We start from the raw sequence: 21697 nt of genomic DNA, 5'->3' as shown, positions 1-21697 counted from the left end.
TCTGAAAATGACCAATGGGTTTCACCATGACCGAACTGGCAGAACTGGAAAGCCAATTAGTGGGCGCCGTTGAGGCTGCGCACGACGAGGCAACGCTGGACACCGTGCGAGTGTCGGCGCTGGGCAAGAAGGGCGCCATATCCGAGCGCATGAAAACGCTTGGCGCCATGTCACCTGACGAGCGCAAACAGGCAGGCCAGGCCCTGAACGCGCTCAAGGACAAGGTGGCCGCAGCAATCGCGTCCCGCTCAGCCTCGTTGAAGGAAGCCGGCCTTGAAGCCCGCCTGGCGACGGAGTTCGTCGACGTGACATTGCCGGTACGCCCGGAAATGCAGGGCTCGGTGCATCCGGTTTCCCAGGTCTGGGAGGAGATCACCCAGATCTTCGGTGACATGGGTTTTTCCGTGGCCGAGGGCCCGCATATCGAAACCGACTGGTATAATTTCGGGGCCCTGAACATCCCCGATGATCACCCGGCCCGCCAGGAGCACGACACCTTCTACTTCAACCCGAAAGAAGACGGTTCGCGCATGGTGCTGCGCACCCACACATCACCGGTGCAGATCCGCACCATGCAGGAAAGCGAAACGCCGATCCGCATCATTGCACCGGGCCGCACCTACCGGTGTGATTCAGATCAGACCCACACCCCGATGTTCCATCAGGTCGAAGGCCTGGTGCTCGATGACAAGACCCATCTGGGACATCTGAAATGGTGCCTTGAAGAATTCTGCAAGGCGTTCTTCGAGGTCGATGCGGTAAAGATGCGCTTCCGCGCCTCGCACTTCCCGTTCACCGAACCGAGCATGGAAGTGGACATCAACTGTTCCTGGGAAAAAGGCCAGGTGAAGGTCGGTGTCGGCGACAGCTGGCTGGAGATTCTCGGGTCCGGCATGGTGCATCCCAACGTCATTCGGGCCGGTGGCCTGGATCCGGAAAAGGTTCAGGGTTTCGCCTTCGGCATGGGTATCGACCGGCTGGCCATGCTGAAATACGGCATTCCTGATCTCAGGGCGTTCTTCGAGGCCGACCTCAGGTGGCTGAGGCACTATGGCTTCCGTTCGCTCAACGTGCCGACACTGGCAGGAGGACTGTCATGAAGTTCACTCTGAAATGGCTCAAACAGCATCTCGACACCGACGCCACCATCGATGAAATCTGCGATGGCCTCGTCGGCGTGGGCCTTGAGGTCGAAGGCGTCGAGGACCGCACCAGGGCATTGGCGGAGTTCACCATCTGCAAGGTGAAAGAGGCCCGCCAGCACCCCAATGCGGACCGCTTGCGGGTATGCGATGTTGAAACCGCGGGCGGCCTGGTTCAGGTGGTGTGCGGTGCGCCCAATGCCCGCACCGGTCTGGTCGGCGTGTTCGCGGGTCCCGGCACCCACGTGCCCGGCACCGGTGTCGACCTTGAAGTCGGCACCATTCGTGGAGTTGAAAGCGCCGGCATGCTGTGTTCGGAGCGCGAGCTGATGATTTCCGATTCACACGACGGCATCATCGATCTGGCGGAAGATTTCCCCATCGGCATGAGCGCCGCCGAGGCGCTGGGTCTTGATGATCCGGTAATCGATGTTGCCATAACACCGAACCGGCCCGATGCGCTGGGTGTCTACGGCATTGCACGTGACCTGGCGGCAAAGGGCCTCGGCAGGTTGAAACCGCTGGACGTGCCGGAAATTGCTGGCACCTACAAATCTCCCATCGGTGTTGATCTGCGGTTCGCCGATGAAGACCCGATGCCGTGTTCGATGTTTGTCGGCCGCCACATCAAGGGCGTGAAGAACGGCCCGTCTCCGGACTGGCTGCAGCGCTGGTTGATGGCCATCGGCCTGCGCCCGATTTCCGCGCTGGTCGATATCACCAACTACATCACTTTCGGTTTCGGCCGTCCGCTGCATGTGTTTGATGCGGACAAGGTGCACGGCACCGTGCATGCCCGCATGGCAAAGCCGGGTGAAACACTCACGGCGCTCGACGGCAAGGAATACACGCTGGACGAGACCATGACGGTGATCGCCGATGACAACGGCGCAGAAGGCATAGCCGGCATCATTGGCGGCGAGGTATCCGGTTGTGGCGAGGACACCGAAAACGTGTTCATCGAAGCAGCCTTCTTCGACCCGGTTCGCACTGCTGCCACCGGCCGCAAGCTCAATGTGATCACCGATGCACGCTATCGTTTTGAACGCGGCGTGGATCCGGCCTTTGTGGAGGCCGGCGCCCAGCTTGCCACCCGGATGATCATGGACCTGTGTGGCGGTGAACCGTCCGAACTGGTGATCGCCGGCGCTGCCCCCCTGAACACCCGGGCTTACGACCTGCGCAAGTCCAGGGTCAGGTCGCTCGGCGGTATCGATGTGCCGGAAGCCCGGCAGGTGGAAATTCTCACCGCGCTCGGTTTCGGTGTCACCGACAATGGCGATGTGCTGTCATGTTCGGTGCCGACATGGCGTCCGGATGTCCATGGCGAGGCCGACCTGGTTGAAGAAGTGTGCCGTATCTACGGCCTGGACCAGGTGCAGTCCGAGCCGATGCAGCGCGCCCATGCCGTTGCCAAACCGGTTCTGACCACGCGCCAGAAACGCATGCTGGCGGCACGCCGGGCGCTGGCCGGTCGCGGCCTGAACGAGGCAGTGACCTGGTCGTTCCTGCCCGCAGCCCAGGCAGACCTGTTCGGCGGCGGTCAGCCGGAACTGAAACTGGCCAATCCGATCTCGGTCGAATTGTCCGACATGCGGCCGTCGCTGATCCCAAACCTGGTGGCTGCCACCGGCCGCAATGTCGACCGTGGCCAGGCCCAGGTCGGCCTGTTTGAGGTGGGCCAGGTCTATGCCGGTGACCAGCCTGAAGACGAGACCCTGCGGGCATCAGGTGTCCGGCGCGGCCAGACCGGCCCGCGGCACTGGGGCGAGAAGGCGCGCAATGTCGATGCATTCGATGCCAAGGCTGACCTTGTGGCCGCTCTTGCCGTGGCAGGCGCGCCGGTTGCCAGCGTCCAGGTCGTGCACGGTGCGCCGTCCTGGTTTCATCCCGGCAGGTCCGGCACGGTTCAACTGGGGCCGAAGAACCAGCTCGGCTGGTTCGGCGAAGTGCATCCGCGCGTGCTTGATGCCATGGACGTAAAGGGCCCTCTGGTGGCATTTGAGACGAACATCGACGCCATCCCCGAGCCCAAATCGTCCCAGGCCGCGCGTCCGCCGATGAACGCATCGGACCTTTTGCCGGTGAAACGCGATTTCGCCTTTGTCATCGACGCCGATGTACCGGCAGACAAGCTGCTGCGCGCCGCGCGCGGGGCCGAGAAAGCCCTGGTGTCGGATGTCTCGGTGTTCGACGTGTTTGAAGGCGGCAATCTCGGCGAGGGCAAGCGCTCGCTGGCCATCGAGGTCACGCTCCAGCCCAGGGACAAGACCCTGACCGACGAAGAGATCGACACCGTGTCCAAGGCAATCGTTGCCGGTGTCACCAAGGCAACCGGGGCTACCCTGAGGGGGTAGCTTGTTTAAGGGATTTCGCTCACGCAAGCAGCCTGACGGCTGCTTATTTTTGCTGGTCGAACAGCCTATCCGCCTTCGGCGGGCCGTTCTCCGACCTTGAACAACCGTTGTGATGAGTTCCTCCGAAGCACGAAAGTGCTGAGGCAAGGCCGACCGGCCGTCGCACGGAGTGCGCCCCAGCGGAGCGCAGCCGACAGGCTGCTGGCGTGAGCGGAATAGAACACCTCGTTCTCCGCACCCGAACAACCGTTGTGATGAACTCCTCCGAGGCATGTAGTGCCAAGGCAAGGCCGACCGGCCGCCGCGCGAAGCCCGCCCCAGCGGAGCGCAGCCGAAGGCTGCTTGCGTGAGCGATACAAACCTTATGCCTCGACGCCGACCCCGATCGGGCAGGCCACGCCGGTGCCGGCAAGGCCGCAATAACCGTTCGGGTTCTGGGCCAGGTATTGCTGGTGGTAGCTCTCGGCGAAATAGAACTCGGTTGCCTCACGAACTTCCGTGGTGATGGAACCGTAGCCCCTAGCGTCCAGCGCTTTCTGGTAGGCGGCCTTTGAGGCCAGTGCGGCATCGCGCTGGGCATCGCCGACCCAGTAAATGCCGGACCGGTACTGGGTGCCCATGTCATTGCCCTGCCGCATGCCTTGCGTCGGATCATGTGCTTCCCAGAAATATTTGAGGATCTGGTCGTAGGAAACGACCTTCGGGTCGAACACGACCATCACGGCCTCTGCGTGCCCGGTCTGGCCGGAACAGACCTCATCATATGTCGGGTTCGGCGTTGTGCCGCCGATATTGCCGACGGCTGTCACCCACACGCCCGGCCTGATCCAGAACACCCGTTCACAGCCCCAGTAGCAGCCGAATGCCAGGTAGGCGATCTCGTGGCCGGCCGGATAGGGACCTTTGAGCGGGTTGCCGTTGACCAGATGTTTCGCGGACGTCGGGATAGGCGTATCGCGGCCGGGAAGGGCGTCTGCGGCCGACGGTATCTCGAGCTTCTTGCGGGCAAAACCGAACATGAGCGTAATCCTTTTCCGTGTATCTGAAACACTGCTGCCTATGTTGGCATACGCGGGCGAACTTGCAAGTGGATCAGCCGGTTACAATTGTGTGATGCAGCCGCTTGATCTTCATCCCTTTATGTGTATGTTCCCGCCAGTGCTGGAGAGGTGGCCGAGTGGTTGAAGGCGCACGCCTGGAACGCGTGTATGCGGGTAACCGTATCAAGGGTTCGAATCCCTTTCTCTCCGCCAGTTTTCTCGCAAATGGGTATGTAGTTGATCCCGGCCGGAATGCCGACCATCAAAAAACCACGTCGGCCATGGCGTACATTTTCCATGCACCGTCAATTTTCGTAAACGCATAAAACCCGTGCACACGTTCGATGACAGATCCGTCTTTCCGGCATCTGGTGGCTGACGCCTGCATATGTGCGCTGGCGTCGTTGACACCTGACACCTCGAAAGACCAGTCGATCGAGTGATCCCATCCCAGTTCGGCTTTCAGTTTTGCCGGGTCGACAGGGTATTCATCCAGCATCTCGACCTGCCCGTTTTTGATGTAGGCGATCGGATAGCGGACAATCTTGTCGATCAGACCAACATCATTGGTTCTGAAGCCTTCGACGTAATAGCTTTGGTAGCAGGCGAGCAGTTCTTCTTTCAGTTGTTCAGGATGCAATTCCATCTCCTCGATGACCGGATGCCGTATGACCAGGCCGAAAGATAGACAGGGCCGGATACGGGCACAAACGAGCAAAACTTGTCCCATGCATCAGAAATTTTAAGGGGTCAGCCGGGGTTCAGCCTTGCCGGAACACCGGCGCATCGTCAGGCACCGGGTAATAGTCGCCTTTGTCAGCCACGAAAATGTGCTTGCCCATGGCCATGTCTCCAGCGTCTTCCAGACAACCGGCGGCGATGCCGATCCCGTCCTCGTCGTTCATTCGATAAAACAGGCTCGAACCACAGGTCTTGCAGAACCCCCGCTTTGCCGTCGTCGATGAAGCATACCATTGAAGACCGCTGTCGCTGGTGAATTTGACGCTGTCAAACGGCGCATGTGTCGAGGCCCACAAATGCCCGCTTGTCCGGCGGCACTGGCTGCAATGACAGACGGTCACTGTCTGCCTGACGGCATTCACTTCAAAGCGCACGCTTCCGCACTCACATCGGCCCTTGATCATTCCAGTGTCCTTTTCCGGCTTGTTTTCATGCCTTGCCAACTCCGGTGTTCATCTCGTCATTGAACTGCCGGAGGTTTTCAAGTTGCAAGGAGATTCTGCCAACCCGTAACTACCACAACCATACTGACAACCCGGTGTCAGTATGGTTGTGTTGAACGGCAATTGGGCCTGCTTCCATGTACCCCTTGCCGGTTACTGCAGTGGCTTGAATTCGCCCCGTCCCGGGAAGGAGGATTTGTCCAGCATGGACTTCAATGAATTAATGCCGTTCATCGTGTTCTGGATACCCTGGCTGATGGCGGTGAATGAACTGCGCAATCATTTTCGCAATGGTTTCATGAACGAGTACCTGCGCCGCAGTTCAGAGGACGACGAACCGGCAACGCGGACAACGACGCTTGCGCGGCATCCCATCAGTTACCGGTTGCTGTTACTGCTGTACGCCTCAACCGCCATCGCAGTGCCGGTCGTGACAGCATTTGTGCTGTACAACAGACAGGCAGGCTGAACGCCGCTTTGGCGGTTGTGCACATCCCGAGCGGGTGTCGGGCCTGGTGCTGGTTTCAGGCTATGCGGCCGGTTGGCGCATTGGCGCGTCGGTTGAAGAGAAGGAGAAGCGCGAAGCAGTTCTGACGCTTACCAAGCATGGCTGGGGAACCAGCAATCGCGCTTACCGCCACATATTTTCGCAAACCTTCATGCCAGATGCCAAGCCCGAAGACCTGGAGTGGTTCGATGAGTTTCAACGCCAGTGCACGTCACCGGAAAATGCGGTCAGATTCCAGAATGCCTTCGCCGATATCGATGTGCGCGAAAGTCTCGCAAAGGTGAAAGTGCCGACCATTGTGTTCCATTCACACGACGACCAGCGCGTCTCACTCGACCAGGGCCGTGAGCTGGCAATAGGTATTCCCAATGCCCGGTTTGTGCCGCTTGAAAGCCGGAACCACATCTTGCTGGATCACGAACCGGCCTGGGAAACCTGCCGGGATGCAATAACGGCTTTCCTGGAGGAGCACGGAATCTGAAAGTTGCCGGACCGCACTCGCCTGGCGCTGCATGTTTTGCGGTTAGTCCAGCAATCCCTGGGCCTTCGCATCGTCAATCTCGTTCACCAGGTTCTGGGTGAATTGCCGGACAACGCTGTCCTCGGTGTTTTGATTTATGGTGTTGATCGCCTTGCCAATGATCAGCCCGTGAAGCTTGTTCAGCTTGTCCTTGTAAGGTTGGATTGTCGCAACCTTCTGGGCATCGGCGCTGGTAGCCTGCAGGTACATTGCGGCACCGGACAAAACCAGTGCGAAGGCCATGAACACATATATGGGCGTGATCATTGTGGGCCTCGGCTGGTCCTTTTTCTGCTCTGCTTTCAACAGCAGATAGGCTAGTCCGGCCAGCAGAAATCCCAGACCGACAAAGCCCAGCTTCAATACTCCGACAAAATCCAGACTCTCCATCAGACCATCCTTTCAAAATTTGAATGACGATGATCTGACGCTAAGTCAGCAGCTCGGTGGCTTCAAGTTTTACCAATCACTACAAGAGTCGGTGAGCCGGCATCACCGACTGCTTGCCGCGCAGTTACTGGCTCCGGGTGTTGTTCTTCAGCGACCAGTTCTTGAAATCAAGATAAAGCCTCTTGATCTCCTCCGGTGAGTATTTCTTGTTTGAGGTCGCCTGGAGCAATTTTGCAAATGCGGCAAATTCCGGGTTTTTCCGGATTCTCGATTGCAACCTGGGAGCAACATTGTACCGCGTATTACCGTCCCCCACCTGGTCCACGCCCATGCTGAGCCCGACCTGGATGGTGTTGACCTTCAGGCCGTTGCCGCTGGCAACGACGGTCACGGCATCGGTGTTCGATTTTTGACGGTCAGTGATTTCAGACTGGCTTTGCGTTCCGGTGGATCCGGTGTTCAGCGCCGTCGGCACAATCATCAGGAAACCTGCCAGAAGCAGGGTACAGGGCCTGAGTTTGTGGAATTCGGTGAGCTTAAGGTAAAGCATGAGCGGTCTTTTCAATGGCGGGATCAGCATCATGGTGCCCCCCAGTGAAATTTCGTCCAAATGCGTCCTTTTGGTACACGAACTAACAGTAAGCCCAACGTTGGCTTGAGCTTACGTTCGGGAATATGCCCAAAATTGAGGCGATCAACAACAGTTTTTATGCTGACTGGAACGAAGTCCACGATTTTGGGTGGATGTAAATCCGCTACGACGTCAACCGATCAGGGCCGCAGGTCAAACGCTCCGTAAGCCAGGGCCCGGTTCCCGTCGTAGATGTTGTGGCGATAGTCAGGATCACCGATGAACTGAACACCGGCTTCTGATCCTTTCATCCAGCGCAGCCTGCAGGGAACTGCAACGTTTTCACTGGGGACCAGGATCTTGAATCTTTCAGGCAGGTATCTCAGCGGCACCGATGCGAGCTTCGCGCCCGTCAGGCTCATGTCCTTCAGTTCACAGAACACACGGCATCCGTTATCGCCAATCAGCAGGCTGACCGGGTGACTGAGCGCATAGCGCGGATGGGAATTTCGTTTGTTGTTCATGCGGCGCAATATACTCATGCCGTACGTCGGGTGAACTGCAAACTGTTTGTTCGGCTAACGAATGGTTGCCAAATGGGCAGTTCAAAACCGAAGCCGGACCATCGCGAAACCTTGCGGTAAACATCATTATTAACTGTCAAATCAAGCTGTTATCAACCTGACACGACGTTCATATAAAATGCCGGACATGGAACAGCTACTCGTAATCCTCGGCGTTGTGATTGCCGCTGCTGTCGCATTGTATTGTGTGCGGTTGCTGGATCGCGCCTGGCCGAAGCTCGGAAAGCGCCGCCCGCGGCGTCCCGCCAGCACTCACGAGGAGGTAAAACTGCCCGGCCATCGCAAGGGTTTGTGATGGTGCCGAGCGTTTTGGGTGCCCGCTTGACGGTGTATGCTTCAATGAACTGACACGTCCAGAAGGTCGCCGGCCTGTCGCCGCCGGCCCCTCCGGTTCTGCACTCACTTCGATTGCAAGTCAGCATCCTACGTAAGTCAGCATCCTAGCCATATGATGGCGTTTGCAACGTCCCGGTCCAATGTGTTCTTATGGGAGTGCTTTAATTCATTCTCATTTGATTCGATCCGGGGACATTTTCAATGACCATATCAACTGGCTACAGCAAACTTTGTAAATTCGCCGTTCTCACAATCGCAACGACAGCGTTTTTGGCAATGCCGGCAGCGATTGATTTCTCCAGTGGCAGTTCTTCCGGAAACTCTGCCTACGCCAAAGGTAATGGCGGTGGCAACGGTGGTGGTAATGGCGGCGGCAACGGCGGTGGCAATGGCGGCGGTAACGGCGGTGGCAATGGTGTCGGCGCTGGAAACGGTAGCGGCAATGGAATTGGAAATGCGGGCCGGGGGAATGCGAACGCCGGGCCGGGCAACAATTCAGCCGCCAATGCATCTGACACAGGCAAAGCAAACGCCGCGCCAAACTCGGCAGTAGGTCAGGCAGCCGCGGCGGAAGCCGCAGCAGCAGAGGCCGCAGCAGCCGAAGCGGCTCAGGCCGATAGTACCAGCGATACAGCGGCTGGAGATTCAGCTTCGGGAACCGGAACGGACGGGTTGCTTTAAGGGTCGAGCGATATTTTTAAGTTACCGGCCCTGATCATCTCCATCATTGCCTTGACGGTATTGACGGGCTGTTCTGGTAACACCTCCACTACCCGGTTGTCCGGTGCCAAGCCCGCACTCGAGAACGGCGCGCCGTTTGGTGCCATAGCATTTTCAAACTCAACCCGGAGATGGCAGATCGAAAGCGACCTGCCGACCCGTTTGGCTGCCCGGACCAAGGCGCTTTCCGGCTGTCGGGCAAACGACTGCAGGGTTTTGGCAGAATTTCGCCGTGGACAGTGTGCCAGCCTGTCGCTTGATGCGGCCAATGCAACTACAGCGCCTTATGTCTCGGTCGCGACGGATGCCGGTTCTGCAATCAGTTCGGCCCGCCAATCCTGCAACTCTGCTGGCGGGAAAGACTGCAAGGCATCTCCTCCCATTTGCAATTAGCAGCAATGTCTATGCGCATTGCAGTTCAGGCAACCGATTTGCCTTTGGGGCAACTTTGGGCCAAGATGCAATTACCTTGAGTTCCGGGGAACGAGTGGGCTTTGCAAAAAGTGGCTGTTAGTGAAATGCCGCTAACACTATTTGCAGGGGGGAATCGCAGGGCTCCACTTGAGAAAGTGGGATGGTATGCGTACGTGTCTGTTATCGATATCGATTGTTCTAAGTCTGATTTTCATTATTTCGCCCTCCAATGCTGCGCCAAAAGTCGGAAAAGCGGTCTCCGTAAAGCAGTCCGTCAAAGGCAATGGCGGACGTCGCATTGCGACCGCGAGCCCGGTGTATGCGAATGAGCGCATCAGGGCCAACAGCAGGGGTCTGGGTCAGTTTGAGTTGAACGACGGAACCCGTCTTGTTGTCGGACCGGGAGCCAACCTGACGTTGAATAGCCAGGTGACCGGCAGCAGAAGTTCGTTTTCCAAATTGGCGTTGCGCACTGCCGGCGGGGCTTTCCGCTTTATCAGCGGTAACAGCGGTTCTTCCGCCTACCGAATTACGACACCGGTGGCAACGCTGGCTATTCGGGGTACAGCGTTTGATTTCCGGACTGTCGGCGGGCGTACCTATGTAATGCTTCTTCGCGGTGCTGTGAGAGTTTGTGGCCGCGGCGGCCGCTGCAAGCTTTTGAACCGCCGGTGTTCGTACATCGTTGCAGGTTCACGCAACCGAATTTCTGATCCCATGAGGCCTCGCCGCGGGGTCCTCAACAGACGGCAGCTTGCCCGGATTTTTCCGTTTGTCGTGAACCAACGCCGGTTGAAATCCCGGTTTCGCCAGAACACGGGTGGATGCGCTTCACAGATCGCCAGAACAGGCAATCGCGGGTCAAATACAGCAACAGCTTCGGTTTCGGCTCCCTCTTCCCCCAATAACAGCTTGGGCAACCCTGGAAACAATAAAGGTGTAGGTCGGGCAGGCGAGGCGCCTGGACGGGGAAATTTCGGCGGCGGTAGCGTCGGACGAGGGGACGTGGGCAATGGCGGCGGTAACGGCGGCGGCAATGGCGGTGGCAACGGTGGCGGCAATGGCGGCGGTAACGGTGGCGGCAACGGCGGCGGCAACGGTGGTGGCAACGGTGGCGGCAACGGCGGTGGTAGAGGTTGATGCAGTTAAAAACATCACCCGTATCATCAATTCCCGATCTGCGTTCATTGACCGCCCGGTAACCTCAGCATTCATCCGTCTTCCGGTAGGTTTTAAAGCGGGTAATCCCGTTCCGGATCGACGCCGCAGGTTTCAATGAACTTGCGTACCTGGATAACCTCCTGCTTGGGCAAAGCGTGCGAGGCGACGTGGAAGTTGGCCACATGGCCGTTGAGTTTCACCTGCAGCTTGCCGCTGCCGGAATGGCCCAGGTCCGCGCCCAGCTCGGTGAAGATCGTCTCTACATCACGGAAATGCAGATTGGGATTGATCGGGTGAGCGAAAATCTGGTGCAGGACCTTGCGATGGCGATGGTTCATTGAGCATTGTTTCCCTGGCTGTTGCTTCACCGCAGAACCTAGCCAGTGCCGCAACCGTCGGCTTTGATACTGATCAATACCCGGGAGCACCGAAGGTCATGCACATTGACATCAGACCGTTCACGCCGTCAGACCTCGATGAACTTCAGCACATACGCGAACTGGCGTTTGCGCCCGTGTTCAGCTCTTTCCGCAACCTCGTCGGCCCCAAGATTGCCGGTGTCGCACTGGCCTCTGCCGAAGCGGAACAGGCCGAGCTTCTCGCCGGCATGTGCGCACCTGACTCGCCTGAACAGGTATTTGTCGCGGTTCTCGACGGGAAAATCGTTGGCTTCACGGGCCTGTCGCTTGACGAAAACACCAGGGTCGGTGAAATCGGTCTCAATGCAGTCCATCCGGACGTTTCAGGCCGTGGCATCGGAACCCGGCTTTACCGGTTTGCCATTGAGGCAATGAAGGCTGGGGGAATGAAAGTGGCCAGCGTCGGGACAGGTGGCGATCCCAGCCATGCACCCGCCCGCCGGGCCTATGAGAAGGCCGGTTTCGGCCCGGCCATGCCCAGCGTGTGGATGTACAGGTCATTGTGAGTTTGCACACCATCCGCTGGCAGTACATCAAGCCTCGGCTTGTGCAGAACCTCACATTCCTGCTGACAGTTTGTATGCAACAACACCCATACAATTTTTGAGGGGCACCCACATGAGAGTAACTTCACGCAGCAGGTGGTTGATTGCCATCCAGGTCTTTCTGGCATGGACCATCGCTGCTGCCGCAACACCAAGTCCCAGTGCCGTCATCTCCGATCAAATCATCGGTACGGTGCCCGACGGATTCTTCGTCATCCGGACCACGATCCTTCGCCCGCCGTACTATTACCAATTCCGCGAGCGGGTGGAGTTTGTCGAACTGGCCATCCCGAGCGGCAAGGTTCGGCACAGGTGCACTTTGCGCGAAACCGATAATCATTCAGACGCCGCTGCCGACAAGCCAGTCTGGACGCGGACCGAGGTGAAGACATCGGCATGCAAGATGTTTGAAACCCTGTCCCTCAAGCGTGCAAATTACATTGTGCCCAGAAGCACCGGTCCCGGCACTTATTCGTTTCACCTGGATGCGAAGGGGGTGACCGTGAAGGACAACTGGTCGCAAGACACCCCGACACCCGCTGCGTTGCTGCCTGCCAAAGACATCAGGCGGCAGATTGCAACCATCGCGACAATTCCCGCCGCAAGCCTTGAGTGGCAGACGGATGCCAATTCGGACGGATTGACAAGCCTGCTGGAGCTGGGCGACGGCGCCGATCCGTTGCATGAAGCGTGTGAACTGGATCCGGTTGCCACAACCGCGAGAGGCACCACGTGGCTGTTCCTCCGGTTCCGGTGCTGGTCGGGAGACGACGATGGAGACGGGGCGATTTTCTACTTACCTGCAGACAGCGCCACCTGGGCCAAGGACGAGAACTGATGCCGGTTTGCCGGGATTTTTCGACCGTGCACAGCCTCGCGTCGCTGCAACACTACCTTTACCAAAATCAGGTAAAGTTTGTTACGAAGATGTAATCTGTCCGTGTCGTGCCTATATTGGAAGCATGCAAACGAAAAGACTGGGGTGTGAAACATGATTGATACCAAAACACTGGATACCGAAATCGAGAAGACACAGACCGTCATGGAGGAAATGCGCTCCAAGATGGATGCCAGCAACGAGATGATCGAACAGATCGCCGAGGCCGACACGCTGGGAGATGTCGATTTCGATATCGAGAACGCCCGCATTCAGGACGTGTTGCAGCAGCAGAAGACCATGGAGGCAAACATCGCCGACATGATCATCGGGTTGGAAGACATCACCAATTCGTTCGGCGACGAATTCAAGAACATGCAGGAATACACCGTCGGTGAAAAACTGATCGGTTTCTTTTCCAAGACCAAGGCCCAGTCGGTGCGCAACGAACGGGTTCGCACCACCTCGCTGGCCGGTAATCTGCAGGACCTGCTGGCCAAGTCCAACATCATCGTCGGCATTCTGAAAGAACAGAAGTCCGTTCTTGAGCAACGCTATGCCACGTCTGAGGAAAGCCTGCGCAAGGTGATCGACCGCCGCAAGGCCGTGACCGACGACCTGCAGGCGACGCAGAAGCAGATCGAGAGCCTGAACCCGGCCCTGATGGACCTGGAAAACAAGATTGCCGCCTCGACGGATCAGGCCGCGCGCACCAAGCTTGAAGGTGAACGTTCCAAGCTTGCCACCGAATACAACCAGGCCCAGGCGCGCGAACAGGAACTTCTGGCCGGTTCGCAGACCCTGGAACGCTACACCTCCATGTTCCAGACTTTTGTCGACAGCCTGAACAACCAGATGGCGGCCCAGTCCACCCTGATCAACAAGCTGAACATCGACACCGAGCAGCGCGTGGTACTGTACAAATCACTGGAAGACTCGCTCAAGACCGCCTCCCAGCAGGAGGTCGCCCACAAGATCAACACGCTGGGGTCCAAGGTGGATACCGCAGCAGAAGAAACCATGGCCGGCATCGGCGCGGCCGCCCAGTCGCACATTGCCGACCTGCTCGAGCTGCATTCGAAGAATATGCTGTCGTCGCAGGAAATCCAGCGCCGTAAGAAGCTGGCTGACGATGCCTTTGCCCGGCGCTTCGGGACGGTTCTGGAGCAACATGAGGCGTCCCGGTACGTGTCCCAGTAAGCGTTGGTGCTGGTGAGGAAACACGACCGGTCATGACGGGACTTTCCCCAGAGATCTCGAACTATTTCGATGCTTTCGAGAGTGCCTTCAATGGTCTCGAGGCTATTGCCGAGACCGAGGGAGATGAGCGCAGGCGCAGCAACCTGTTGTATCAGGCGATCGAGGAGCCAATCATCCGGCTGCGCCATTCATTTGCCTGCTGGAAACTGAAATGCAGGTTTGCAGACCAGTTCAGCATTGATCGCAGCGAAAGCGGATTCCCGCTGTTCAAGAATGTGCTGGAACTTGAAGCTGACATGGACCGGGTCAAGGAACACCTGCTCGACCTGCCCACGGTGGAGCAGACCCGGATTGAAATGCTCGAACTGATGCTGAAGTTCAGGCAGCACCCCGGCGACCTGCAGAAGGTCATGGCCAGGCGCTTGTATTACGAAGCCCTCGATCAGGCGCGCGCCTTCACCACCTTCACCAAGCCCACCACCTTGCGGGTGTCAGTCAATCCGCGCTCCGACCGTACCTATTATGTGGTGACCTGGTCGGCCTATGACGGTACCGAAAACCTGCCGCTGGTCTATGTTGCGGTCATCGAGGATTCGTCCGAAGACGCGCCCAAGCCACGCCGGAACACCCCGCACGGGTTTCCCAAGGGCTGGATTGACGAAATGGCCATGAACGGCCTGCCAAACTTCTCGCTGCGCAGCCAGTTCAAGGACTTTGTCGCCGGCCATTCCGCCTACAGTCTCAGCCTGACGACAATTGCCAAGGCAATCGACGAGACATTCCCGACCCTGCATCCGAAGCAGTTGCGCCGCTTTGTACTGGGGCCGTTTTATGCCGGCGGTCTGACGGATCACAACAAGAAGGTGCAGTCGGTGCTCGACACGGTCAGTGCGCCGTCCGACAACTGGTTGTTCACATGGACCATGCAGGAACTTCATTCAAAGCATGAAGTACGCTCGAAAATGGGCATCTGGGGCTCGAGTCCGGCCAGGGAAATCTATCACGTCAACACTGACGATCTGGACTGCGTCGCGCAGGGCGTAAGTGCGCTGGAACGCTATGCGATGATCCCGCATACCGCCTATCAGTCGATGTACGCCAAGAACCTGACCGATGAAATTTTCAACGGCCATCGCTGCTATATTGCCAGCGGTGACCACATTCTGAAGCACGTTTGAACGGATAAGACATGGATATCGGACTGACTACTCTGCTGGAAAAGGACATCGTGAAACACATTCCCACGGTACAGTCCATGCTGGACCGTACCGCCGTGATTGTGAGTGATGCGGATAACAAGTCCGCGACTGAACTGGCCGGCACGCGGCGCCGGTTTGTGTCCACGGTATCCGGCGGCGATCGCCGGAAAACGGCGGAAGTGCGTATCCTGAAAACCATTTCCGGCATCTCGCCGGACGACACAATGCTGTCGCCGGCCCAGCATTCCCTGGCCTATCGGCTGCGCCGCGCCATGGCGGTGGGCCTGGCTGTCGGCGATGTCTTCGCCCAGCATACCGAGCTTGAAACGCTGGCTGCCGACAACCGCTCGTCGCCCTTGTCCGGCGATCGCGCCACGCAGTTTCACAAGCTGATGGCGGCGTCTGCATTCGTGTCCCTGTTCTGTGTCGCCAACTATCTGAACCAGACGCTGGATGCCCAGGACAACAGCACGACCTCTGCTGCAGATCCAAGCCTCGACCTGGACACGGTGCATGAAGCGTACAAGGCGTTCCTGCACGGCCTGGACAAGTCGATTGCCGGGTCGCCCGACGATGCGCAACTGCTGGCCAGGGCGCGCGATTTTGCTCGCCTGACAACCGATGCGCTGCTGTCGCGGCAGCGCCGGTTTTCCGAACTGGCCGCATTCGAGGCCATGCACATCCGCCTCGACAGCGACAATTTTGAGCTGAACGGGCTTGATGCGTCGCGTGGCGGCAAGCGCAAGCCGCTGGTCATGACCTTCAAGATGCCCAATGAGGTGGTCGGCAATCACATCGCCAAGTACCAGGCCATGAAGCTGGCAAAGATGCTGGTGGCTTATGATTTCGATCGCCAGCTCAATCCGTTTGTCGAACTTGGCGGCTTCCTGTTCACCTTTATTGGCGACGGCAATCCCGGCACCGGCAAGACCACGCTGATCCAGATGATTGCCGGTCTGATCAACTCCTACTGCGAAGTGGCCGGCTACACCTTTCATTACGAGAATTTCGGCGTTGACCAGATCAGCTCCTACCAGGGCAAGTCCGGGCAGAACTGCCGCCAGTTCATCGACAATGTCATGGACCCCAGGGTCATCGGTTTCGGCACGGTTGACGACATCGACCAGGTGGCGGCAAAACGCAGTGATGACCGCGCCTCGTCCGGCCAGCAGGAAATAACCGCGGTGCTGATGGAAAGCCTGTCAGGCGCCGGCACGGTGGTGCGCGGCAACTGCTCTATCGGCATGTTCTCCAACTATCCCGAAAATGTCGACGACGCACTGCGTCAGCGCGCCGGCGCGCGCTGGCTGGTCGACGGGCCACAGACCGTGGACGATTACATCGATATCTTTGCGCTGCTTATCGGCAAGGATCACAAGATCAGCCTGGGCAAGCATGACCTGTATGCCGCACAGGAGATCAAGAAAGCCGTGTCGGCGGCCTACGAGGACCACAATGATCCCCAGGAAGACGGCTTGTTGAAGGTCAGCAAGCAATTCAAGAAGAACGGCGGCAAGCTGAAGACACTGGCCGACGTGGGTGCCTACCTGCATGCCATCAAGCAGGCCGAGCCACGCTTTACCGGCCGTGCCATCAAGAACATTACCGATGCCGTAAAAATGCGGGCCATGGACGTTGACCTGCCGGATGAGTGGTTCGAGAAGCCGGACGTGTTCCTGCATAAAGACTATGACACCAAGCTCGGGATGATCAGCGAACTGCGCAGTCCGATCACCATGGAAACAGTGGTTCAGGAAGTGCACAAATATGCAGATTCCGAATTCCGCTATACCGACAAATCGGATGACAGTGCGGTTGAACGCCTGGTCCGCGAACAGCGCGTGCGTGAGCGTGCCGTGCGCGAAATCGATGATCTCAAGGATGCCGGACAATGGAACGGCTGATCGAAAGCGCGCTGATCTATGGCTCCATGGTGCAAATCGACCAGCCCCATCTGGTCGAGCGCTACAATCAGGCTCTCAATGCATTCGGTCTGGCGTCCACCAAGCGCAATGCCTTCTCGGTTGATGCCATGGGGTTTTCGCCGGAGATTGCACAGGACCTGAAAAACGATCAGTACCTCGATCCCCTCGGCATCAATCGCCGTTTCATAATCGTCTCGCCCGACCAGGCGGATATGCCGGTGGTCAATATAAGCTTCTCGTCAACGCCGGACCTGATGCGGGCCTTCTATGTGGAAAACAGCGAGGCAATCAGGAACCTGACCCTGAAAGACGTGGTTTACGGCGAGATCGAAGATGCCTCGTACCGGGTTGACCACCTTGATGATGTCCTGTCGATCAAGCGGGTCAAGTTCAAGCTGCACACCCATAACGGGTTGATGGAAAAGTCGAAGCGGCTCACCGGGCTGATTGAAACTTTTGAGGCGAACGGCGATGCCTGGCAGGACGATGAGCTGCTGGGCGAAATTGTTGACCTGGCCCGGGCATGTGGCGACATCCGTTTCAACCAGATTGCGCCGCAACACACACAGTTCGACGCCAGATCGTTCTGGACCATGCATTTCAATGGCATCTATGTGTTTCATGATGACGATGACAAGGTCATGGTGATTTGTGATCCGAAACAGCTGCAGGCCAATGAGGCCCGTCGCCCGCAGGACCGGTTCATTGCCATGACCGACCACGAAGCGGTTCTCGACTATCTGGTTGAGACTGGCCGGGTTGAGCCGTTGAACCTGGAATGGTTCGGCAAGTCCGGCATCATGGATATCCGCTTCGGAATATTCTGCCGGATGCAAATGAGCCTGCAGAACGCAAAACTGGACCCTTCCGTCATCACCGATGTCGAGGTCGACAACTGGGTGCACAAGAACCTGAGCCGGCTGAAGAGGTCAAAGTCGTTCCGGCAGCTGCAGGAACTTCACCGCAGCGTACTAAACGGCAACCAGCCCGACACGGAAAGCTTTGACGCTGAAATGAGACTGATGTCGGTCAGGGCAAATCCCGACCACGAAGACTGGCTGCTGGTGAACAGGTTCCTGACCGAATTCGTGCCCTATGATTTCCTGACCAGGTTCATCGTCAACAAGCAGGCGTTCTACCGCGATTATGAAACGTTCAGTGACACCCACCGCGAATATGCGGTACGGCTGATAACGGCAGTTTACTTTCCTGACAAACAGGAACTGTGGAGTGCGCTATTTGAAGAATGGAGGCTAAGCGATGCTTGATCCTATCCTGGAGTGGATGTCGCGCATGTTCGGCATGATCAAGACCTGGCTCGGCGCGCTTGGACGCGCGATCACGGCGCCGTTCCGGGCTCTTTACGGGTTCTTTCAGAGATCGGGATGGATCATTCGCGGTGTTATATTCGTCGCCATTTTGCCCATAGTGTTCGGGTACATGCACTTTGCCTGGCATGCTTTGTGGATTCGCGACTACAATCTCGACTACGCGGATAATCTCAGAATATCCGACCTCACCGGTATTGCCGATGAACAGGTCGCCGTTGAGGGCGGGCAGAACAGCACCAAGACCTGCGGCCGTTCCAACATTGTCACGGTGACCGAGGATCTGATCGACTTCAATGTCAATCGCAATGACTGGATTTCCAATCATCCGATGTTCAAGGCGGGACTCTTCTGGGCCTTGAGCTGGGACCAGACCTGGTTCTTCGACAACAAGGCGGCTTTCCAGCGCGGCGTTCACCAGGCTGCCAGCCGCACCGCGATTGAACTGGCGGATTCACTGGGGCGGACCCGTGGCACATCGGAAATCGACAAGGATCTGCAGGTCGCCAAGGGTAACATTCAGTTCGACCAGTTTACCTGGTACTTCAATGTGTTCGACAAGCAGCCGTTCGGTCCCACCACCCGGACACCGACCTACTACCGCAACGCGCAGAAATCATTGCAACGATACAATGAGCGCCTCGCCAATTGCAGTGCCACCTATGATGCCCGCGCCGACAATCTGATTCAGTTTCTTGACCGCATTGCCAAGGATATTGGCTCTACCTCGGCCTCGATCAAGGATCGCTCCGAACAATACAATTCCGGCTGGTTCGACACTCGTGCCGATGACATTTTCTGGTTTTCCAGCGGCCAGCTCTATGCCTATTACGGCATCCTGCGCGCGACACGGGCTGACTTCGCCGATGTGGTCAAGTCCCGCCGCCTGGATGATGTCTGGGACCGCATGGACGAACAGTTGCGCAGCGCCATCGAGCTTGATCCGCTGGCCGTCTCAAACGGCAAGGAAGACGGTTTCATCATGCCGACCCATCTCACCACCATCGGATTTTATATCCTGCGGGTACGGGCCAACATGGTCGAGATCAGGTCAATCCTTGACCGCTGATATCCGGTGCCACCTGCGTCCGGATGGAGCGGGCCGGGGCCGCTTGTAAATCATGCCTTCTCGCCTTATATTTCTGTTATGACAGAAACAACGGAAATAAATTTTGGTGAAGTTGCCCCTGTTTGGCTTTTTGACGGGGTCTGTGTGCTGTGCAACGGTGCAGTCCAGTATACGCTGAAACACGAAAAAGAGCCGCTCATCCGGTTCGTTTCGATCCAATCGGTAGAAGGGCGGCAACTGGCAGTGCAGCACGGTCTTGATCCAGACGACCCGCAGAGTTTCCTGTTTGTTGAAAACGGTAAGGCACTGGCCAGGTCGGACGGCGTGCTCGCACTGGCCCGCCATCTCGACGGTCCGGCCCGGCTGATCTCCTGGTGCCGTTTCCTGCCGAAGCCGCTGCGCGATTTCGCCTATGACCGGATCGCCCGCAACCGCTACCGCCTGTTTGGCCGAAAATCCGAATGCCCGATCCCGGATGCCGGTATCAGGCACCGGTTTGTACTCTAGGCTTTTCCATGAATCGGCGTGTGCTGCTTATCGGGGGAACCGGGATTTTTGGCGAGCGTCTGGCCCGGCATCTGTGCCCGATGGGCGGGATCGATCTTATCGTCACGTCGAGGAATGAACTGAAAGCGCAGCAGTTGGCAGCCAGGCTTGTTCAGGCCCATCCCTATGCCTCGGTTTCGGCAATCCAGCTGGATCACCGGGACAATCTGCAGTCCCGGCTTGAAACGGTGAAGCCGTTCATTGTCATTGATTGCTCAGGCCCGTTTCAGCGCGCCGGTTACGGGGTTGCCAGAACTGTGCTGGAGGCAGGCGCTCACATGATCGACCTGGCAGATGCACGCGATTATCTTGAAGACTATGCCGGTGCCCTTGATCAGGTCGCAAAGCGCCATGCCGCCGTTGGTCTTGCCGGGGCAAGCTCGACACCGGCACTGTCCGCGTCGGCTGTCCGCAGTCTGAGCGCGGGCTGGCAGCGGATCGACAGCATCGACATCTGCATAACTCCGGGTGGCAAGAGCGAGGTGGGCCGGGCGGTGATCTCGGCCATCATGAGTTATGCCGGGCGCGATATTCCTGTCTGGCGGGAGGGCCGGTTATCGCAGACCCCCGGTTGGCTGGGCGCACGCACCGTCGCAATGCCGGACCTTGGCAGGCGTCGTGTTGCACCGGTCGAGACTTTGGACGCGCAGCTTTTAGGTCCCCGCCATGCAGTTACCTCCCGTGTCCGGTTTGCCGCCGGCCTGGAGTCGCTGCTGGAACAATGCGGCATGCAGCTTGTGGCGCGGCTTGCAAGGTGGCGCCTGCTCCGGCGTCCGGAACGTCTCGTTCCGATACTGCTGGCGGTGCGAAACCTGACCCGGCTGACGACGTCGGATCGCGGCGGGATGAGTGTGGAAGTAAAGGGGCTTGATGCAACAGGCACGGCTGTACGGGTGCAATATTCCTTGTTGGCGAAGGAGGGTCACGGTCCCTATGTGCCGGTTCTTCCTGCTGCTGCAGCGGTCAAGGCGCTCCTGCGCGGAGGCATTGAACCGGGCGCGCATCTGGCGGAGCGGGTCCTGTCCCTGTCTGCAATCGAAGCGGAGATGGCGTCCTATTCAATCGAAACCAAAACCGAACGGGTCCAGCTTGGTGAAGGTATTTTTGAGGAACACCTGGGTCGGGAAACCTTCCAGATGATGCCGGCCGCCTTGCGGACCCTGCATGGAGCTGGCGGTGTGCCGGTGTGGTCCGGACGGGCGGAGGTACGCGCGGCTGAATGGTTCGTGCCGCGGCTGCTTGCCCGATTGTTCGGGTTTCCTGCTAGCGGTAGCGAAATCCCCGTCACCGTCACCGTGGATCGTGATCCGGGCGAAGACGGACCCGGACGGGAAACCTGGGTCAGGAATTTTTCCGGTCAGCGTTTCTCTTCCGTTTTGCGGCATCACGGGGACGGAACTTTCTGGGAAACCTTTGGCCCGTTCTCGTTCCGGCTTGGCCTTGCAGCCGATCGCGAAAGCCTGGTGATGCCGGTGACCGGATGGAAGCTGGGACCCGTGCCGCTGCCCCGGGCTCTGGCTCCCCGGTCCCGGACGCGCGAGTACGAAGATGAGCAGGGCCGGTTTTGCTTCGACGTTGAACTGACACTGCCGGTGTTGGGATTGTTCGCCCACTACCGGGGATGGCTGGTACCGGGCCCTTCCGCTCCAACGGCGTAAGGTT

The 21697-nt window shown here is 58.1% G+C and carries 24 protein-coding genes, 1 tRNA gene and 1 pseudogene; 19 read left to right on the top strand and 7 right to left on the bottom strand.

Annotated features, from left to right (window positions below; translation table 11 throughout):
- Window positions 1–26: 26 nt before the first annotated feature.
- Together pheS and pheT are read left to right on the top strand one after the other, a co-directional pair.
- Window positions 27–1100 carry a phenylalanine--tRNA ligase subunit alpha gene (gene pheS / locus DHN55_RS03560; RefSeq protein WP_108881683.1) on the top strand — a complete coding sequence of 358 codons (1074 nt, stop codon included), beginning with the start codon at window positions 27–29 and terminating at the stop codon, window positions 1098–1100.
- Complete coding sequence (pheT, locus tag DHN55_RS03555) at window positions 1097–3499, top strand: phenylalanine--tRNA ligase subunit beta (protein WP_108880002.1); 2403 nt, start codon at window positions 1097–1099, stop codon at window positions 3497–3499. The genes pheS and pheT overlap by 4 nt, the downstream gene beginning before the upstream one ends.
- A gap of 362 nt (window positions 3500–3861) precedes the next feature.
- On the opposite strand, the gene msrA is transcribed toward pheT, so the two are convergent.
- Entirely contained in the window at window positions 3862–4518 is a 657-nt protein-coding gene (gene msrA, locus DHN55_RS03550; protein ID WP_108880001.1) for a peptide-methionine (S)-S-oxide reductase MsrA, read from the bottom strand.
- Between the two features lie 144 nt (window positions 4519–4662).
- Here msrA and DHN55_RS03545 point away from each other — a divergent pair.
- A tRNA-Ser gene (locus DHN55_RS03545) sits at window positions 4663–4752 on the top strand.
- A gap of 49 nt (window positions 4753–4801) precedes the next feature.
- Here DHN55_RS03545 and DHN55_RS03540 read toward each other — a convergent pair.
- Both DHN55_RS03540 and DHN55_RS03535 read right to left on the bottom strand, forming a co-directional pair.
- The gene (locus DHN55_RS03540) at window positions 4802–5179 is read right to left on the bottom strand and encodes a hypothetical protein (RefSeq protein ID WP_337659885.1); all 378 of its coding nucleotides are present in this window, start codon (window positions 5177–5179) and stop codon (window positions 4802–4804) included.
- A 121-nt stretch (window positions 5180–5300) separates the two neighbouring features.
- Complete coding sequence (locus DHN55_RS03535) at window positions 5301–5684, bottom strand: GFA family protein (RefSeq protein WP_108879999.1); 384 nt, start codon at window positions 5682–5684, stop codon at window positions 5301–5303.
- A 244-nt stretch (window positions 5685–5928) separates the two neighbouring features.
- Between DHN55_RS03535 and DHN55_RS03530 the strand changes: the two genes are divergently transcribed.
- The gene (locus DHN55_RS03530) at window positions 5929–6192 is read left to right on the top strand and encodes a hypothetical protein (protein WP_108879998.1); all 264 of its coding nucleotides are present in this window, start codon (window positions 5929–5931) and stop codon (window positions 6190–6192) included.
- The gene (locus tag DHN55_RS03525; RefSeq protein ID WP_337659884.1) at window positions 6164–6712 is read left to right on the top strand and encodes an alpha/beta fold hydrolase; all 549 of its coding nucleotides are present in this window, start codon (window positions 6164–6166) and stop codon (window positions 6710–6712) included. The genes DHN55_RS03530 and DHN55_RS03525 overlap by 29 nt, the downstream gene beginning before the upstream one ends.
- 42 nt (window positions 6713–6754) lie before the next feature.
- On the opposite strand, the gene DHN55_RS03520 is transcribed toward DHN55_RS03525, so the two are convergent.
- The 3 genes from DHN55_RS03520 to DHN55_RS03510 all read right to left on the bottom strand — a co-directional run bounded on the left by DHN55_RS03520 (window position 6755) and on the right by DHN55_RS03510 (window position 8236).
- On the bottom strand, window positions 6755–7141 hold the full coding sequence (locus DHN55_RS03520; protein ID WP_108879997.1) for a hypothetical protein: 387 nt from the start codon (window positions 7139–7141) through the stop codon (window positions 6755–6757).
- A 124-nt stretch (window positions 7142–7265) separates the two neighbouring features.
- Window positions 7266–7691 (bottom strand): hypothetical protein, encoded by a 426-nt coding sequence (locus DHN55_RS03515; protein WP_108879996.1) that lies wholly within the window; start codon window positions 7689–7691, stop codon window positions 7266–7268.
- A 221-nt stretch (window positions 7692–7912) separates the two neighbouring features.
- Window positions 7913–8236 (bottom strand): PilZ domain-containing protein, encoded by a 324-nt coding sequence (locus DHN55_RS03510; protein ID WP_337659883.1) that lies wholly within the window; start codon window positions 8234–8236, stop codon window positions 7913–7915.
- A 187-nt stretch (window positions 8237–8423) separates the two neighbouring features.
- Between DHN55_RS03510 and DHN55_RS22210 the strand changes: the two genes are divergently transcribed.
- The 5 genes and pseudogenes from DHN55_RS22210 (at window position 8424) to DHN55_RS22205 (ending at window position 10906) form a co-directional block, all read left to right on the top strand.
- Entirely contained in the window at window positions 8424–8591 is a 168-nt protein-coding gene (locus DHN55_RS22210) for a hypothetical protein (protein WP_337659882.1), read from the top strand.
- 242 nt (window positions 8592–8833) lie between these two features.
- Entirely contained in the window at window positions 8834–9313 is a 480-nt protein-coding gene (locus tag DHN55_RS03505) for a hypothetical protein (protein ID WP_108879994.1), read from the top strand.
- Between the two features lie 51 nt (window positions 9314–9364).
- On the top strand, window positions 9365–9745 hold the full coding sequence (locus DHN55_RS22575; RefSeq protein WP_443111082.1) for a DUF4189 domain-containing protein: 381 nt from the start codon (window positions 9365–9367) through the stop codon (window positions 9743–9745).
- 186 nt (window positions 9746–9931) lie between these two features.
- Window positions 9932–10384 (top strand): annotated as a pseudogene (locus DHN55_RS22570) (FecR family protein); the annotation flags it as partial.
- Between the two features lie 387 nt (window positions 10385–10771).
- Window positions 10772–10906, top strand: a complete 135-nt coding sequence (locus tag DHN55_RS22205) for a hypothetical protein (RefSeq protein ID WP_337659881.1) — start codon at window positions 10772–10774, stop codon at window positions 10904–10906.
- Between the two features lie 92 nt (window positions 10907–10998).
- Here the strand turns inward: DHN55_RS22205 and DHN55_RS03490 are convergent, their stop codons facing one another.
- Complete coding sequence (locus DHN55_RS03490) at window positions 10999–11265, bottom strand: hypothetical protein (RefSeq protein ID WP_108879991.1); 267 nt, start codon at window positions 11263–11265, stop codon at window positions 10999–11001.
- A 98-nt stretch (window positions 11266–11363) separates the two neighbouring features.
- Between DHN55_RS03490 and DHN55_RS03485 the strand changes: the two genes are divergently transcribed.
- From DHN55_RS03485 to DHN55_RS03445, 9 genes are all read left to right on the top strand, one after another.
- Entirely contained in the window at window positions 11364–11852 is a 489-nt protein-coding gene (locus tag DHN55_RS03485; protein WP_108881682.1) for a GNAT family N-acetyltransferase, read from the top strand.
- 112 nt (window positions 11853–11964) lie between these two features.
- The gene (locus tag DHN55_RS03480) at window positions 11965–12729 is read left to right on the top strand and encodes a hypothetical protein (protein ID WP_337659880.1); all 765 of its coding nucleotides are present in this window, start codon (window positions 11965–11967) and stop codon (window positions 12727–12729) included.
- 153 nt (window positions 12730–12882) lie between these two features.
- Window positions 12883–13968, top strand: a complete 1086-nt coding sequence (locus DHN55_RS03475; protein WP_108879989.1) for a hypothetical protein — start codon at window positions 12883–12885, stop codon at window positions 13966–13968.
- 32 nt (window positions 13969–14000) lie between these two features.
- Window positions 14001–15146, top strand: coding sequence for a hypothetical protein (locus tag DHN55_RS03470; RefSeq protein ID WP_108879988.1), 1146 nt, complete (start codon window positions 14001–14003; stop codon window positions 15144–15146).
- An 11-nt stretch (window positions 15147–15157) separates the two neighbouring features.
- The gene (locus DHN55_RS03465) at window positions 15158–17071 is read left to right on the top strand and encodes an AAA family ATPase (RefSeq protein WP_108879987.1); all 1914 of its coding nucleotides are present in this window, start codon (window positions 15158–15160) and stop codon (window positions 17069–17071) included.
- Window positions 17059–18360, top strand: a complete 1302-nt coding sequence (locus DHN55_RS03460; RefSeq protein ID WP_108879986.1) for a DUF6638 family protein — start codon at window positions 17059–17061, stop codon at window positions 18358–18360. The genes DHN55_RS03465 and DHN55_RS03460 overlap by 13 nt, the downstream gene beginning before the upstream one ends.
- Window positions 18353–19489 carry a DUF2333 family protein gene (locus DHN55_RS03455; protein ID WP_108879985.1) on the top strand — a complete coding sequence of 379 codons (1137 nt, stop codon included), beginning with the start codon at window positions 18353–18355 and terminating at the stop codon, window positions 19487–19489. The genes DHN55_RS03460 and DHN55_RS03455 overlap by 8 nt, the downstream gene beginning before the upstream one ends.
- A gap of 78 nt (window positions 19490–19567) precedes the next feature.
- Window positions 19568–19996, top strand: a complete 429-nt coding sequence (locus DHN55_RS03450; protein WP_108879984.1) for a DCC1-like thiol-disulfide oxidoreductase family protein — start codon at window positions 19568–19570, stop codon at window positions 19994–19996.
- Between the two features lie 8 nt (window positions 19997–20004).
- Window positions 20005–21693 carry a DUF4166 domain-containing protein gene (locus DHN55_RS03445; protein ID WP_337659879.1) on the top strand — a complete coding sequence of 563 codons (1689 nt, stop codon included), beginning with the start codon at window positions 20005–20007 and terminating at the stop codon, window positions 21691–21693.
- Window positions 21694–21697: the final 4 nt, after the last annotated feature.

This window comes from Anderseniella sp. Alg231-50, from assembly GCF_900149695.1.
Classification (GTDB): domain Bacteria; phylum Pseudomonadota; class Alphaproteobacteria; order Rhizobiales; family Aestuariivirgaceae; genus Anderseniella.
Note: the sequence above shows the minus strand (reverse complement) of the source record. Positions and strands in the feature narration are given on the sequence as shown.

Coding starts and splice junctions, on each gene's coding strand:
- DHN55_RS03510 (WP_337659883.1), bottom strand. CDS start 8,236: ATGAACAACAAACGAAATTCCCATCCGCGCTATGCGCTCAGTCACCCG.
- DHN55_RS03480 (WP_337659880.1), top strand. CDS start 11,965: ATGAGAGTAACTTCACGCAGCAGGTGGTTGATTGCCATCCAGGTCTTT.
- DHN55_RS03485 (WP_108881682.1), top strand. CDS start 11,364: ATGCACATTGACATCAGACCGTTCACGCCGTCAGACCTCGATGAACTT.
- DHN55_RS03465 (WP_108879987.1), top strand. CDS start 15,158: ATGGATATCGGACTGACTACTCTGCTGGAAAAGGACATCGTGAAACAC.
- pheS (WP_108881683.1), top strand. CDS start 27: ATGACCGAACTGGCAGAACTGGAAAGCCAATTAGTGGGCGCCGTTGAG.
- DHN55_RS03530 (WP_108879998.1), top strand. CDS start 5,929: ATGGACTTCAATGAATTAATGCCGTTCATCGTGTTCTGGATACCCTGG.
- DHN55_RS03475 (WP_108879989.1), top strand. CDS start 12,883: ATGATTGATACCAAAACACTGGATACCGAAATCGAGAAGACACAGACC.
- DHN55_RS03490 (WP_108879991.1), bottom strand. CDS start 11,265: ATGAACCATCGCCATCGCAAGGTCCTGCACCAGATTTTCGCTCACCCG.
- DHN55_RS22210 (WP_337659882.1), top strand. CDS start 8,424: ATGGAACAGCTACTCGTAATCCTCGGCGTTGTGATTGCCGCTGCTGTC.
- DHN55_RS03535 (WP_108879999.1), bottom strand. CDS start 5,684: ATGATCAAGGGCCGATGTGAGTGCGGAAGCGTGCGCTTTGAAGTGAAT.
- DHN55_RS03470 (WP_108879988.1), top strand. CDS start 14,001: ATGACGGGACTTTCCCCAGAGATCTCGAACTATTTCGATGCTTTCGAG.
- DHN55_RS03445 (WP_337659879.1), top strand. CDS start 20,005: ATGAATCGGCGTGTGCTGCTTATCGGGGGAACCGGGATTTTTGGCGAG.
- DHN55_RS03455 (WP_108879985.1), top strand. CDS start 18,353: ATGCTTGATCCTATCCTGGAGTGGATGTCGCGCATGTTCGGCATGATC.
- msrA (WP_108880001.1), bottom strand. CDS start 4,518: ATGTTCGGTTTTGCCCGCAAGAAGCTCGAGATACCGTCGGCCGCAGAC.
- DHN55_RS03450 (WP_108879984.1), top strand. CDS start 19,568: ATGACAGAAACAACGGAAATAAATTTTGGTGAAGTTGCCCCTGTTTGG.
- DHN55_RS03515 (WP_108879996.1), bottom strand. CDS start 7,691: ATGCTTTACCTTAAGCTCACCGAATTCCACAAACTCAGGCCCTGTACC.
- DHN55_RS03520 (WP_108879997.1), bottom strand. CDS start 7,141: ATGGAGAGTCTGGATTTTGTCGGAGTATTGAAGCTGGGCTTTGTCGGT.
- DHN55_RS03460 (WP_108879986.1), top strand. CDS start 17,059: ATGGAACGGCTGATCGAAAGCGCGCTGATCTATGGCTCCATGGTGCAA.
- pheT (WP_108880002.1), top strand. CDS start 1,097: ATGAAGTTCACTCTGAAATGGCTCAAACAGCATCTCGACACCGACGCC.
- DHN55_RS03505 (WP_108879994.1), top strand. CDS start 8,834: ATGACCATATCAACTGGCTACAGCAAACTTTGTAAATTCGCCGTTCTC.